The following is a 14,750-nucleotide window of genomic DNA, read 5'->3' as shown; positions in this document are numbered from 1 at the left end:
GATGCTTTTATCAAAATCTTTTATTCCAATATTAAAAAATAACCCCTCAGAGGCTAAAATAAAATCTCATCAGTTAATGCTGAGAGTAGGAATGATTAAACAAGCATCTGCTGGTATTTACTCATGGCTTCCACTTGGTTTTAAAGTTATGAAAAAAATTGAAGCCATTGTAAGACATGAACAAGATAAAATTGGTGCACAAGAAATTTTAATGCCAACAATTCAATCAAGTGAAATTTGGAAAGAAAGTGGTAGATATGATGATTATGGAGAAGAAATGCTCAGAATTAAAGATCGTCAGGATAGAGAAATGCTTTATGGCCCAACTAACGAAGAACAAGTAACTGAAATTTTTAGATCTTCATTTAAATCTTATAAATCATTACCTCAACTTCTTTATCATATTCAATGGAAATTTAGAGATGAGATTAGACCTCGATTTGGAATAATGAGAGGTAGAGAATTTTATATGAAAGATGCATATTCATTCGACATTACAGATGAGGATGCATTTTATTCTTATAACAAATTTTTCTTATCATACTTAAGAACTTTCAAAAGATTATCTTTAACAGCCATTCCAATGGCTGCTGACACAGGTCCCATAGGTGGAAATTTATCACATGAGTTCATAATTTTAGCTGATACAGGTGAAAGTAAAATTTTTACAGATAAACGTATTTTTGACTTAACTAGTGAAGGTACTAATTTAGAAAAATCTTCATTGGAGCAGATGCGTAAAAAATATGAGCAGTTCTATTCAGTGACTGATGAAAAATTTGATAAAGGTGAATTTGAAAAAATGGTCTTAGAAGAAAATAGATTAATTACAAAAGGTATAGAAGTAGGACATATTTTTTATTTTGGCGATAAATACTCAAAAGCTATGGACGCTGCAGTTGATTTACCAGGAGGTAAAAAAGATTTTGTTAAGATGGGTTCCTATGGAATTGGAGTATCAAGATTAGTAGGGGCTATTATTGAAGCTAAATACGATGAAAAAAATGAAATCATGAAATGGCCATTGTCTGTTGCTCCATATGATATTGCGCTTATTCCAATGATAAACAAAAACGATAACTCAGCTCTTGAAAAGGCCAATAATATCAACTCTGAACTAATTAAAAATAATATTGAGGCTATCATTGATGATACAGATGAAAACTATTCATCAAAAATTAAAAAGATGAATTTAATTGGAGCTCCATATCAAATTGTTATTGGAAAGAAATCTGAGGGTGATCTACTAGAATTTAAAGAAACTGGTAGTGAAACTCAGAATTTAAGCTTAGATAAAATTATAGAAATTATAACAAAACAAAAAGTTTTAAATTGATTTCTACGTTAGAAAAAGAAATTACTTTTAGATTTTTAAAAGCTAGAAAAAAAGATGGTTTTTTGAATGTCATATCTATTTTTTCTTTTATAGGAATTAGTCTTGGCGTTGCAGTCCTAATAATTGTTATGTCTGTCATGAATGGATTTAGGACAGAATTAGTAAATAAGATAGTAGGATTTAACTCACATATAACTGTAAAATCTTACGATAATGATGGAATTCAAAGAGATAAATTAGATAATAATAATTTAAAACTTATTAGTAAAAATTTAATTTTTAGCAACTCAGGTGAAGCTATTATTTTAAAAAATAATACTTCAAAAGGAATTGTTTTAAGAGGCTATCAACCTGAAGAATTTTCTAAATTATCAATAATTCAAAATGATAAATTTAAGGGTGAAAGTTCGATATTAGGAAAAAATTCAATTTCTATAGGTAGCGAACTAAGTTTTAGTTTAGATCTTAAATTAGGAGATAAAATTACTCTTATGTCACCATCAGGTGTTGAAACAATTATTGGAAGCATGCCAAAGCAAAAAACTTTTGAAGTAACATCAATCTTTAATAGTGGATTAGCTGATTTTGACAACAATATAGCTCTTATTAATTTAGATACATTAGATGATTTTTTTGGCTTTGAAAAAAAAGATAGAAACTTAGAAATTTATTTAAAAGATCCTAAAAATATACAAGATCAAAAACAAATAGTTCAAAAAATTTTTGATCAAGAATTTATTTACACTTGGGCGGATATGAATAGTTCTTTATTTTCTGCATTAAAAGTAGAGAGAAATGTTATGTTTATAATCTTATCTTTGATAATTATTGTAGCTGCATTTAATATAATTTCTGGATTAACAATTTTAGTAAAAAATAAAACAAAAGACATAGCAATATTGAAATCAATTGGTGTTTTAAATAAATCGATTGTTAAAATATTTTTTTTAGTAGGTGTTATAATTGGAACTTCAGCAACAATATTTGGGATTTTTTTAGGTGTTACATTTTCACTATATATAGAAAATTTTAGACAATTTTTAAGCTCGACTTTTAATATTAGTTTATTCCCTGAGGAAATTTATTTTTTAAGCACGATGCCTTCAGAAATTAATCCATATTCAATCTTGATGATATCAATATGTTCAATATTAATAACGATCATAGTTTCGATATTTCCTGCATTTAAAGCAGCTAATTTAGATCCAATTCAAGCCTTAAAATATGAATAATTTTTTAAAATTAAAAAATATTTCAAAGCACTTTGATACTGAAAATAAAATTAAAGTCTTAAAAAATCTTTCTTATAATTTTAATAAAGGAAAAATATATGCATTGATGGGTCCCTCTGGATCAGGAAAATCAACATTATTGAATTTAATTTCTTTAATAGATAGACCAACACTAGGGTCTATTAGATTTGATAATGAATTAGTCAATTTCTCAAATAATAAAAAAAATGATACTTTTAGAGCTAAAAAAATTGGAATTGTCTATCAACAAAATAATTTGCTATCTGATTTTACAGCATTAGAAAATGTTTATTTAGCAAACCTATCTATAAATAATGATAAAGATTTAGCTAGAACTAGAGCAATTGATTTATTAAAAAAAATTGGATTATCAAATAGATTAAATCATTTTCCTTCTCAATTATCTGGTGGAGAGTGTCAACGAGTAGCAATTGCTAGAGCAATTATTAATGATCCAGAAATAATTCTTGCTGACGAACCTACAGGAAGTTTAGATCTAAATACTGCTAAAGAAATATTTCAACTTTTAAATAATCAAAAAAAAGCTAATAGACTAATAATATTTGCAACCCATAATAGATTTTTTGCTAATAAGGCAGATTGCCTTTTGGAGATGACAGATGGTAGTATAAAAACTATTAATGCATGAGTCTTCTAACCAAAATTTTAATCATCTAAAAATACACTCACAATACTCGATTTGTGAAGGTGCTGTTAAAATTGATAATTTACAAGATTTTTCAAAATCAAATAAAATAAAAGCATTAGGTCTTTGTGATACATCAAATTTATGTGGAGCATTAGAATTTGCTGAAAAAATTTCTAAAGTTGGAACACAACCAATTATTGGTACACAAATTAATTTTAAATATGGTGAATGCTCTGGTTTACTACCTTTATTTGCACTCAATGAAGAGGGCTACAAAAGAATAATTAAATTATCATCAATTTCATTTCTTGAAAATGATGAACTTTCTGATCCACATATTGATTTTAAAGAACTATTAGAAGACAACATTGGTGTTGCGGTTTTTTCTGGATCTATTTTTGGATTGTTTGGTGAATTGTTTAATAAAGGAAAATTTAGTGAAATTCTTGAATTGTATAAAAAACTTAAATCAAATTTTAGTGATCGATTTTATTTAGAGATACAAAGACACGGTGATCAAAATGAATTAGGTTTTGAAAAATTTAACTTAAATAAATCCTTAGAATTAGAAATTCCCTTAATTGCAACAAACGAAGTTTTCTATTTAGATAAAGAAATGCATGAAGCGCATGATGCATTAATATGCATTGGTAATAAAACTTATATTAATGAAAAATCTAGAATTAGACTAAGCAATCAACATTATTTTAAAGATAATTCAGAAATGACTGAATTATTTGCAGATTTACCTGAGGCTTTAGAAAATAATTATAATTTCCCTTTAAGATGTAATTTCAGACCACTATTTTCAAGTCCAATTTTACCTAATATAAGTTCTGAAAAAGGAGGAAATGCAGATGATCTTTTAAAAAAAGATTCATTGCATGGTTTAAGAATTAAATTTGACAAAGTTTTTGGCATCAAAGCCAATGAGCTTGAAAACAATCAAACATACATAGATTATAAAGATAGATTAGAACATGAATTATCAATTATAATTGAAATGAAATACTCAAGTTACTTTCTTATTGTTTCTGATTATATTAAATGGGCAAAAAATAATGATATTCCTGTTGGCCCTGGCAGAGGTTCAGGAGCTGGATCCCTTGTTGCATGGTGCCTTTCAATTACGGATGTTGACCCAATTAAATTTAATTTAATTTTTGAGAGATTTTTAAATCCTGACCGTATTTCAATGCCAGACTTTGACATCGACTTTTGTGAGGAAAAAAGAGATCTTGTGTTTAAATATTTAACAAAAAAATACAAAGATAGTGTAGCTCACATTATTACTTTCGGTAAATTAAAAGCAAGAATGGTTATTAGAGATGTTGGTAGAGTACTAGGCTTACCTTATGGTTTTGTTGATAGTATCTCAAAAATGATACCGTTCGATCCATCAAGGCCTCAAAGTTTATCTCAATGCATCGCTGGAGAACCAAGATTACAAAAACTTGTAAATGAAGATCCTAGAGTTAAAAAATTAACTAATCTTTCTCTAAAACTTGAGGGTTTAAATCGAAACGTAGCAACACATGCAGCCGGCGTTGTTATAGCTGACAAAAAACTTACAGAGATAGTACCTTTATACAAAGATATTTCAGCAAATCTGTTATTACCATCTACGCAATTTGATATGTATTCTGCAGAAAATGCAGGATTGGTAAAATTTGATTTTTTAGGGCTAAAAACACTGACTGTTATTAATAATACTCAAAAATTAGTTAAAAAAATTGATAAAGATTTTGATATTGAAAATATCAGTTATGAAGATCAAAAAGTATTCGATTTATTGTCTAGTGGTAACACAGTTGGATTGTTTCAGGTTGAAAGTGCTGGAATGAGAGAGGCACTTGTTCAAATGAAACCAAATCATATCGAAGACATTATTGCATTAGTTGCACTTTATAGACCAGGACCAATGAGCAATATACCTACCTATAATGATTGTAAACATGGGAGACAAACTCCAGATTATCTTCATCCTTTACTAGAGGATATTCTTAAACCAACCTATGGAGTCATTATATACCAAGAGCAAGTAATGCAAATTGCTCAAAAATTATCTGGTTTTACTGCTGGTCAAGCTGACCTTCTCAGAAGAGCAATGGGAAAAAAGAAAAGGGCAGAATTAGAAAAACAAAAACAGGGTTTTATTGCAGGTGCATTAAAAAATGGCATAGCAAAAGATGTAGCCGCTGGTATTTTTCTAAAGATCGAACCCTTTGCAGAATATGGTTTTAACAAAAGTCATGCTGCTGCTTATGCAATTATATCTTATCAAACGGCTTTCCTAAAAACTTATTACCCTAAAGAGTTTATTGCAGCATCAATGACAATGGATATTTCGAATCAAAACAAATTAAGTGAATTTTATGAAGAATTAAAAAGATTAAACGTTGATGTGGTAAGACCCGATATCAATGATTGTTTTGCAGATTTTAGAACAATTGATAATAAATTTTATTATGCTTTAGGAGGCATAAAGGCTGTTGGGTATGAAGCTATTTCTAATGTTGTTAAGGAAAGAACTGATAATGGTAAGTTTCAATCTATAAATGATTTTTTAAATAGAGTTAATCCAAAAGATATGAATAAATTACAGCTAGAGGGTTTAGTTAAAGCTGGAGCATTTGATAATATAAATAAAAATCGACAATCACTTTTTGACTCTATACCGAATTTTATTCTTAAAACTAAAAATATATTTGAAAATAAATCTGCAAATCAAATAGATCTATTTTCTGAAGATGAAACTTCAGAAAATAATATCATTAATAAAACAGATGATTGGAAGTTTGAAGAACGTTTATCTAAAGAATTTGAAGCTGTTGGTTTTTTTATATCAGATCATCCTCTTAATCAATTTACAGAAATTTTTGATGATTATAAAATTATTGAATATTCTAATTTTAACTCTAATGATGATACAAGAGAAGCTAATATTGCTGCAACTTTGCTAAAAGTCCAAGAAAGAAAAACTGCAAAAGGTAATTCTTATGCAGTACTAAAATTAACTGACTTGAGTAGTGTTTTTGAATTATTTATCTTTTCAGATGTTTTAGAATTAAACCGAGAAATTTTAAAAGAAGGAAGTTCTTTGTTATTAACTTTAGCTAAAAGTATTTCAAATGATGAAAACAGATTTAAAAGAATTAATGTGCAAAAAATGGGGTCATTAATAGAACTTTTTAATAGCCCAATTAAAGAAGTTTCTTTTAATGTTAATTCTGATGAAAATTTAGATTCTATTTCAAAAATTCTTGTTGAGGTTGGTAACACAGAGGTTAATTTTAATTTGTCTCATGATGATAAAACTTTGAAATTTAAACTTAAAAAAACAAGGAATCTTGACCGAAAATCACTTAATCTGTTTAGAAAAAGAGAAATTTCTTGCACTATAAACTAAATAAAACTTGTTAATTTCACTAATTATTAGTAAATAAGGCCTAATTTTAATTAACACGCACACAGTTGTTGGTTTTATACCTCCGGTCCTTAATTGGAAATTACTGTGGTGGCTTAACCGGGAATAAATATGAAAATACCTAACATAACAATACAACAATTATTAGAAGCAGGCGTTCATCTTGGACACAAAACGTTAAGATGGAACCCAAAAATGAAAAAATACATTTTTGGAAAAAGAGACTCAATCCATATAATGGATCTAACTCAAACATTGGAATTAACTAAAGTTGCTTTAGAGAAGATTTATACAACTATAGCAAATAACGGAAAAATTTTATTTGTTTCTACAAAAAAACAAGCTTCAGAAGCTATTGCTGAAGTTGCCAAAGAAACAGATCAGTATTTTGTAAATTACAGGTGGCTTGGAGGTATGCTTACTAACTGGGGAACTATTTCTGGCTCTATAAAAAAAATGAAAAAATATGAAGCTGATCTAGTCGCTGAAAATAGAGGTTTTACAAAAAAAGAACTTTTAAAAATGAATGTCAAAAAAGATAAACTTGAAAGATCATTGGGAGGTATTGCTGAAATGAAAAAAACTCCTGATTTGGTTTTCATAATTGATACAAATTATGAGTCACTAGCGATTGCAGAGTCTGTAAAATTAGGAATTCCTATAGTTGCCATTCTTGATAGTAACTCAAATCCAGATAATATTGATTATCCAATCCCTGGCAATGATGATGCACGTAGATCTATAGATTTATATTGTAATCTAATTAAAGAAACTATCAATAATGCAAAGAACTCAATTCCAGCTCCTGAACCTAAAAAAGAAGTTGTCCAAGATAATAAAGAAATATCTCAAGGAAAAACACTTCAAGAAATTGATAGAGAAAAACTAGAAGAAAAATTTTCTAAAGATAAAAAGGAGACCTTAAATTAATATGAGTGATATTGAAAATGTTAAAAAATTAAGAGAAGCAACTGGTGCAGGATTTAAAGATTGTAATCTTGCAATAAAAGAGTCTGGTGGAGACATAGAAAAAGCTATTGAAATTTTACGAGTAAAGGGAATTTCGAAAGCATCAAAAAAAATGTCTAGAGATGCAAAAGAAGGTGTTGTTGCTGTAAGTGGTGACGAAACTAAAACATCAGTTATTGAGGTTAATTGTGAAACAGACTTTGTTGCAAAAAATGAAGATTTCACAAATTTTGTTAAAGAACTTAGTGAATTAAATAATGAAAAAAACTCTAATTTAGAGGATTTAAAAAATTCTAAAATGAAAAATGGCAATACAGTTGAAGATAATGTTGTATCTTTAATCGCTAAAATTGGAGAAAAAATTACAATAGGTAAAGCAAAAACAATCGAAAATTCTGGAACAGTAAATAATTATTATTTACATACAGTTGTTAAGGATAATATTTCAAAATTAGCAGTGATTGTTTCTTTAGAAACAAAAGATAGCTCTGATACTGTTAAAAATTTTGGAAAGCAATTATCCATGCACATTGCTGCCTCAAATCCAATAGCACTTACTTCTGATTTAATTGACCAATCAGTTATAGATAAAGAGCAAGAATTAGTAACTGAAGAGTTAAAAAATTCTGGAAAACCCGAGGATATTGCAAAAAAAATTAGCTTAGGTAAGATGAATAAGTTTAAAGAAGAAAATTCTCTTTTAACTCAAGCTTGGGTTATGGAGCCCAAAAAGAAGGTACAAGATATAGTTAAAGAGCTTTCAATTGCTGATTTAAAAATAAAAGAATTTTATAGAATAAAGATCGGAGAGTAAATGTTTGACGAAAAGTCATACAACATCAAAATGGATAAAGCCATTGAGGTTTTTTTGAAAGAACTATCATCTCTTAGAACTGGTAGAGCTAATGCTGCAATGTTAGATTTAGTTAAGGTTGACGTCTACGGCCAACAAATGCCTATAAATCAAGTTGGCAGCATAACTACACCTGAACCTAGAATGATAAATATTCAAGTTTGGGATTCAAACAATGTGTCATTAGTTGATGCTGCAATTAAAAAATCAGATTTAGGTTTAAACCCTCAAATAGATGGTCAATTAATTAGATTACCAGTACCTGAACTTAATGAAGAAAGAAGAACTGAATTAAAAAAATTAATAAAATCAATTGGTGAAAAATGTAAAGTTTCAATAAGAAATATTCGAAGAGAAGCAAATGAAGAATTAAAAAAACTATTAAAAGCAAAAGAAATTGGTGAAGATGAAGAAAAATCATCTGAAAAAAATGTTCAAACAATTACGGATGAACATATTAAAGTAGTTGATGAAAAGGTTTCTTTTAAAGAAAAAGAAATAATGACTATATAAAATGAATCCACTTAATCATGTGGCCATTATAATGGATGGCAATGGAAGGTGGGGTTTAAAAAATGCAAAATCGAGGAATGCTGGACATAAAGCGGGATTAAAAACTGTAGAAAAAATAATAAAACAGACAATCAAACAGAATATAAAGTATCTTACCTTATACGCATTCTCTACTGAAAATTGGAAAAGACCAAAAAAAGAAATAAATTATTTATTTAATATATTAAAAAATTTTTTAACTAATAAAATAGGTGATATTTACAATCAAGATATTAAACTTAAGATAATTGGAAAAAAAAATTTTTCTAAAGAATTAAATAAACTTTTAAAATTTTCAGAAAAAAAAACATCAAAAAATAAATCACTTCAAATTAATTTAGCACTAAATTATGGTTCAAGATCAGAAATAATCAACGCCATAAAACTAATAACAAAAAATAAAGAAAAAATTAATAAAAAAAATATATCGAAATATTTGCAAACAAGAAATATTCCAGATCCAGAAATTTTAATTAGAACTGGAAATACAAAAAGATTAAGTAATTTTTTGTTGTGGCAGGTAGCTTACACTGAAATTTTCTTTGAAAAGAAATTATGGCCTGATTTTAATGAAAAAGATTATATCAAGATAATTAAAAAATTTAAAAAAATTAAAAGAAATTTTGGTAAAATTTAATGTCAAAAAATCTATTTAAGAGAATAGCAACTTCATTAGTATTATTTATTATATTATTAATAGTAATCTTTAGTCATAATATAATATTCATTATCTCTTTATTTGCATTATGTGGTTTAGTTTGCTTTGAAGCCTATAGTATTTTTAAAAAGATGATAAACAAAAACAAACCTAAAATTCATAAAAATAATAAAAAGAAGGAATTTAATAATAACCTTTTATTTTTAAATGTTGTGACTTTTTTATATGTTTTTTTAATATTCTTTTATTTATCATATCAAATTTACATAACAGAGGGTCAAATTTTTTTTCTATTAATAATATCTGTATGTTTTTTTTCAGATATAGGAGGGTATGTAGTTGGTAAGTTAATTGGTGGAAAAAAATTAACTAAAATTAGTCCAAATAAAACTATCTCAGGAACTATTGGTTCTTTTATATTTAGCTTAATTCCATTATTTATCATCGTTCAGCTTAAATATTTTGATCTAGAGCCAACATTTAATACAATTGTACTAATTATTTTAATTTCTTTTGTTAGTCAGTTGGGCGACCTATTTATTTCTTATCTTAAACGAAAAGCAAAAATTAAAGATACTGGTAAAATTTTACCTGGTCATGGTGGTGTACTTGATAGAGTCGATGGTATAATATTTGCATTACCATTTTCATATTTCATACTAAAGATAATTTAAATGAAAAAAAAAATAGCTATTCTTGGTTCTACAGGATCAATTGGTGATACTTTGATTAAAATTATTAATCAGAATAAAAAAAATTTTGAAATTAAACTTTTAACTGCAAATACAAACTATAAAAAATTGTTAAAACAGGCTAATCAGTTTAATGTTGAAAATATAATTATTACCAATAAAAAAAATTTTTTACTTTTAAAAAAAATCAACAAAAATAAAAAGATAAAAATTTTTAATAACTTTGACTGTTTAGATAAAATTTTTAATAAAAAAATTGACTATGTAATGAGCTCAATTATTGGTATTCAAGGTTTACTACCCACTTTTAAGATTATCAGATTTACTAAAAATATTGCAATTGCTAATAAAGAGTCAATTATTTGTGGTTGGAAATTGATTGAAAAAGAATTAAAAAAAAATAAAACTTTATTTGTACCAGTGGACTCAGAGCACTTTTCATTATGGTTTGGATTAAATAAAATTAAAGTTGAAAATGTTGAAAAGTTTTTTTTAACAGCTTCTGGTGGACCATTATACAAGACATCGTTAAGTAAATTTAGAAATATAAATAAATCTCTTGTTTTAAATCATCCAAATTGGAGAATGGGAAAAAAAATTACTATTGACTCTGCTACAATGATTAATAAAGTTTTTGAAGTTATAGAAGCAAAGAATATTTTTAATATTTCATATAAACAAATAAAGATATTAATTCATCCAAATTCTTATGTTCATGCATTAATAAAATTCAATAATGGAATTACAAAAATTATTATTCACGACACAACTATGAAGATCCCAATTTTTAATACTCTTTTCCTTTATAATAGTAAAAAATTACCTTCTAAAAATTTAGATATTAAAACTTTAAACAATCTAGCTTTTAACAACGTTGATAAAAAAAAATATCCTATGATTAATATTTTAAATTTATTACCTAAAAATCATTCTTTATTTGAGACCGTTATTGTTTCAGCTAATGATACTTTAGTTGAACTTTTCTTAGCAGATAAAATTAAATTTAAAGATATTTATAAAATGTTAATGAAAATACTTACTTTAAAAGAATTTAATAAATTGAAGAAAAGATCTCCTCAAAGTATTAAAGAAATTCTTGATTTAGATAATTATGTTCGTTTAAAAATTATAAAAAAAAGTATATAAACTTAAAATGACAATTCGTTATATAAAACAATTAATTTTAGTTCTTTTGTTTACTTTTTTTTCTATTTTAAAGGTAAATAGTGAAATTGTAAAAAGCATTGAGATAATTGGAAATGAAAGAGTTTCAAGCGAAACAATAAAATTATTTTCAAAAGTAAATATAAATGAAACTTTAGATAGTAACGATTTAAATGATATTTTAAAAAATTTGTATGATACAAATTTTTTCAAAGATATAACTTTAGAATTAGTTTCCAATATATTGAAAATTAAAGTGGATGAAAACCCTATTATTGAAAATATAAATTTTAATGGAATAAAATCTGACACACTCAAACAAGAGGTGACTAAAAATCTTAAACTTAAGTCTAGATCCTCTTTTAATGAAATTTTATTAAATGCTGATAAAAAAACACTAAAATCTTCAATAAAAGATGCCGGTTATTATTTTTCAAAAATCAATATTGAAACTATTGACTTGGGTGATAAGAAACTTGATTTAACATTCAATATTGAACTTGGTAATAAAGCTAAAATAAAAAGAATTTCTTTTATAGGAGATAAAAAATTTAAAGATGGAAAATTAAAAAGCCTAATCATTAGTGAAGAATATAGGTTTTGGAAATTTATTTCAGGAAAAAAGTTTTTAAATGAAAATGTAATTAAATTTGATGAAAGGTTACTAAAAAACTTTTATTTAAATAAAGGTTATTATGATGTGAAGATTAATTCATCTTTTGCAAAACTTTTAAATGATGATGACGAATTTGAACTTATTTTTAATATAAACGCGAAAAACAAATTTTTCTTTGGTAATTTAAATATTGAATTACCTACGGATTTTGAGACTTCAAATTTTGATACTCTTAAAAGTTTCTTTATAGAACTTAAAGATAAACCATATTCAATTAATAAAGTTGAAAAAATACTTAATAGACTTGATTTAATTTCAATAAATCAACAATACCAATCTGTAAAATCTATTGTATCTGAAAATATTGTTTCAAATGTAATTAATTTGACTTTTAAAATTGAGGAAACTGAAAAATTCTTAGTTGAGAGAATTAACATTTTTGGAAATAATATCACAAGAGAAAATGTTATTAGAAATCAATTACTAATTGATGAAGGTGATTTATATAATGATATTTTAAAAAATAGAAGTCTTAATGAAATCAAATCTCTTAATTTCTTTAAATCTGTAAAAATGGATGTTGTTGAAGGTAAAGATGTAAATTCAAAAATTATAAATATCAATGTGGAAGAAAAGCCTACTGGTGAAATATCTGCTGGTGCTGGTTTTGGTACGTCTGGTGAAGTCATAGAATTTGGTGTAAGAGAAAATAATTATCTTGGAAAAGGTTTAAGTTTAGACTCCTCTCTAACTTTAAGCTCAACTAAAATTAATGGTAATTTTAATGTAATTAATCCAAATTATAACAATAGCGATAAATCTGTAACATTCGGATTGCAGGCTTTAGAAAATGATAGACTTTCTTCTTTTGGATATAAATCAAGTAAATATGGTACTTCACTAGGAACTAATTTTGAATATTTAGAGGATTTTAATCTAGGAGTTTCTACTTCGGCATTTTTAGAAAAAATATCAACCAGTAGTGCTGCTTCTGTTAGACAAAGGTCTCAAGCAGGAAATTATTTTGATAATTATGCAAATTTAAGATTTGATTATGATAAGAGAAATCAAAAATACAAAACTACCGAAGGTTTTAGAAGTGTTTACGATTTAGGATTACCTTTAATTAGTGATAAAAATACAATGACTAATAAATATAATTATAAATATTTTTCTGAATTGTATGAAAATAATGTTTCAACATTTTCTTTTGGATTAAGTTCTGCAACATCTTTAACAAATGATGATATTAAATTATCAGAAAGATTATACGTGCCTCAAAGAAAATTAAGAGGTTTTGAGAATGGTAAAATTGGACCAAAAGATGGAACTGATTTTATTGGAGGAAACTATTATGCTACAATGAATTTTACATCTACTTTGCCTCAAATTTTACCTAATGCCCAAAATATAGAAGTTGTTTCATTTCTAGATGTAGTAAATTTATGGGGTGTTGATAATAATTCTCTTGATGATGGAAGTAAAATTAGAAGTTCAATTGGACTTGGTATTGATTGGTTTACACCAGTTGGACCCTTAAATTTTTCTCTTTCACATCCAATCAGCAAAAGTTCTACAGACCTAACTGAAAGATTTAGATTTAATCTAGGAACTACTTTTTAATGAAATTGAGTAGATATTTTTTTATTTTAATCTTTTATATTTGCTCTACATCTTTATCTATTAGCGCTGAAAAAACTGTTTTTCTCGATATTGATTTTGTATTGAATAATTCAAATTATGGAAAATCTATATATTCTAGACTAGATGAATTAAATAAAAAAAATTTTGATAATTTAGTTAAAATGGAGAAAGAGTTGGAAAAAAAAAAGAAATCTATTGATGTATCTAAAAATATTTCAACAAAAGAAAATCTAGATCAACAAATTAGTTTATTTAATCAAGATGTTAAAAACTTTAGATCTGAAAAAAGTAAAATTCTTAAAAATTTTGAATTAAAAAAAAAAAATGAAATAGATAATTTTTTGCTCAAAGTAAATCCTATTGTTCAAGATTATATGAAAGCTAACTCTATTAGTATTGTTCTGCCAAAAAATCAGATTTTTATGGGAAATGTAGATATGGACATTACAAATGATATAATAAACCTTGTAAATAAAATTGTAAAATGATGGACAAACTTAACAAAAAACAAATAGTAGATTTATTACCTCATAGAGAACCAATGTTACTAATAGATGAACTATACGATATGAAGAAATTATCCTCTGCTACAGCCGTTGTGAATGTGAAAAAAGATAGTTTTTTTGTTCAAGGGCATTTTCCTGACAATCCAGTAATGCCAGGTGTTCTTATTGTAGAGTCATTTGGCCAAGCTGCTGCTGCTCTTACAGCATCTGGTTTAGATAAATCTACATATGAAAATAAACTAGTTTTTTTAATGGGTGTTGAAAAAGCTAGATTTAGAAATCCGGTAATACCAGACTGCAAATTAATTTTAAAAATAGAAGCTATTAGATCTCATGGAAGAGTATGGAAATACAAAGGTGAAGCTTTTGTAGATGAAAAAAAAATGGCTGATGCAATATGGTCTGCAACGATTGTTGACAGGAAATAAATA

13 protein-coding genes are annotated in these 14,750 nt (G+C 26.3%); all 13 read left to right on the top strand.

Features of this window, described 5'->3' with window-relative positions; all coding sequences use genetic code 11:
• Position 1 precedes the first annotated feature (1 nt).
• The 13 genes from F754_RS0103950 (at position 2) to fabZ (ending at position 14,747) form a co-directional block, all read left to right on the top strand.
• Complete coding sequence (locus F754_RS0103950) at positions 2-1,336, top strand: proline--tRNA ligase (protein ID WP_023648617.1); 1,335 nt, start codon at positions 2-4, stop codon at positions 1,334-1,336.
• Positions 1,333-2,568 carry a lipoprotein-releasing ABC transporter permease subunit gene (locus F754_RS0103945; protein WP_023648616.1) on the top strand — a complete coding sequence of 412 codons (1,236 nt, stop codon included), beginning with the start codon at positions 1,333-1,335 and terminating at the stop codon, positions 2,566-2,568. The genes F754_RS0103950 and F754_RS0103945 overlap by 4 nt, the downstream gene beginning before the upstream one ends.
• Positions 2,561-3,238 carry an ABC transporter ATP-binding protein gene (locus F754_RS0103940; RefSeq protein WP_023648615.1) on the top strand — a complete coding sequence of 226 codons (678 nt, stop codon included), beginning with the start codon at positions 2,561-2,563 and terminating at the stop codon, positions 3,236-3,238. The genes F754_RS0103945 and F754_RS0103940 overlap by 8 nt, the downstream gene beginning before the upstream one ends.
• The gene (gene dnaE, locus F754_RS0103935; protein WP_023648614.1) at positions 3,231-6,647 is read left to right on the top strand and encodes a DNA polymerase III subunit alpha; all 3,417 of its coding nucleotides are present in this window, start codon (positions 3,231-3,233) and stop codon (positions 6,645-6,647) included. Before F754_RS0103940 ends, dnaE begins: the two co-directional genes overlap by 8 nt.
• Positions 6,648-6,776: 129 nt before the next feature.
• Positions 6,777-7,595, top strand: coding sequence for a 30S ribosomal protein S2 (gene rpsB, locus F754_RS0103930; RefSeq protein ID WP_023648613.1), 819 nt, complete (start codon positions 6,777-6,779; stop codon positions 7,593-7,595).
• A 1-nt stretch (position 7,596) separates the two neighbouring features.
• Positions 7,597-8,448, top strand: a complete 852-nt coding sequence (gene tsf / locus F754_RS0103925) for a translation elongation factor Ts (protein WP_023648612.1) — start codon at positions 7,597-7,599, stop codon at positions 8,446-8,448.
• Positions 8,449-9,000, top strand: coding sequence for a ribosome recycling factor (gene frr, locus F754_RS0103920; protein ID WP_023648611.1), 552 nt, complete (start codon positions 8,449-8,451; stop codon positions 8,998-9,000).
• Position 9,001: 1 nt separating this feature from the next.
• On the top strand, positions 9,002-9,676 hold the full coding sequence (gene uppS, locus F754_RS0103915; protein ID WP_023648610.1) for a di-trans,poly-cis-decaprenylcistransferase: 675 nt from the start codon (positions 9,002-9,004) through the stop codon (positions 9,674-9,676).
• Positions 9,676-10,371 (top strand): phosphatidate cytidylyltransferase, encoded by a 696-nt coding sequence (locus F754_RS0103910; protein ID WP_023648609.1) that lies wholly within the window; start codon positions 9,676-9,678, stop codon positions 10,369-10,371. The genes uppS and F754_RS0103910 overlap by 1 nt, the downstream gene beginning before the upstream one ends.
• Complete coding sequence (locus F754_RS0103905) at positions 10,372-11,535, top strand: 1-deoxy-D-xylulose-5-phosphate reductoisomerase (RefSeq protein WP_023648608.1); 1,164 nt, start codon at positions 10,372-10,374, stop codon at positions 11,533-11,535.
• Positions 11,536-11,542: 7 nt separating this feature from the next.
• Positions 11,543-13,792 (top strand): outer membrane protein assembly factor BamA, encoded by a 2,250-nt coding sequence (gene bamA, locus F754_RS0103900; protein WP_023648607.1) that lies wholly within the window; start codon positions 11,543-11,545, stop codon positions 13,790-13,792.
• Positions 13,792-14,301, top strand: coding sequence for an OmpH family outer membrane protein (locus tag F754_RS0103895; protein ID WP_023648606.1), 510 nt, complete (start codon positions 13,792-13,794; stop codon positions 14,299-14,301). Before bamA ends, F754_RS0103895 begins: the two co-directional genes overlap by 1 nt.
• Positions 14,301-14,747: a 3-hydroxyacyl-ACP dehydratase FabZ gene (gene fabZ, locus F754_RS0103890; protein ID WP_023648605.1), complete on the top strand. Its 447-nt coding sequence runs from the start codon at positions 14,301-14,303 to the stop codon at positions 14,745-14,747. Before F754_RS0103895 ends, fabZ begins: the two co-directional genes overlap by 1 nt.
• Positions 14,748-14,750 lie beyond the last annotated feature (3 nt).

This window comes from Candidatus Pelagibacter ubique HTCC8051 (assembly GCF_000472605.1).
In the GTDB taxonomy this organism is placed as follows: Bacteria; Pseudomonadota; Alphaproteobacteria; order Pelagibacterales; family Pelagibacteraceae; genus Pelagibacter; species Pelagibacter communis_B.
This window is presented reverse-complemented; position numbering and strand designations above follow the sequence as displayed.

What these genes read in the sequence shown, in the direction of transcription:
- F754_RS0103950 (WP_023648617.1), top strand. Translation starts at nt 2, where the DNA reads ATGCTTTTATCAAAATCTTTTATTCCAATATTAAAAAATAACCCCTCA.
- uppS (WP_023648610.1), top strand. Translation starts at nt 9,002, where the DNA reads ATGAATCCACTTAATCATGTGGCCATTATAATGGATGGCAATGGAAGG.
- frr (WP_023648611.1), top strand. Translation starts at nt 8,449, where the DNA reads ATGTTTGACGAAAAGTCATACAACATCAAAATGGATAAAGCCATTGAG.
- dnaE (WP_023648614.1), top strand. Translation starts at nt 3,231, where the DNA reads ATGCATGAGTCTTCTAACCAAAATTTTAATCATCTAAAAATACACTCA.
- F754_RS0103905 (WP_023648608.1), top strand. Translation starts at nt 10,372, where the DNA reads ATGAAAAAAAAAATAGCTATTCTTGGTTCTACAGGATCAATTGGTGAT.
- F754_RS0103895 (WP_023648606.1), top strand. Translation starts at nt 13,792, where the DNA reads ATGAAATTGAGTAGATATTTTTTTATTTTAATCTTTTATATTTGCTCT.
- bamA (WP_023648607.1), top strand. Translation starts at nt 11,543, where the DNA reads ATGACAATTCGTTATATAAAACAATTAATTTTAGTTCTTTTGTTTACT.
- F754_RS0103910 (WP_023648609.1), top strand. Translation starts at nt 9,676, where the DNA reads ATGTCAAAAAATCTATTTAAGAGAATAGCAACTTCATTAGTATTATTT.
- fabZ (WP_023648605.1), top strand. Translation starts at nt 14,301, where the DNA reads ATGGACAAACTTAACAAAAAACAAATAGTAGATTTATTACCTCATAGA.
- F754_RS0103940 (WP_023648615.1), top strand. Translation starts at nt 2,561, where the DNA reads ATGAATAATTTTTTAAAATTAAAAAATATTTCAAAGCACTTTGATACT.
- tsf (WP_023648612.1), top strand. Translation starts at nt 7,597, where the DNA reads ATGAGTGATATTGAAAATGTTAAAAAATTAAGAGAAGCAACTGGTGCA.
- rpsB (WP_023648613.1), top strand. Translation starts at nt 6,777, where the DNA reads ATGAAAATACCTAACATAACAATACAACAATTATTAGAAGCAGGCGTT.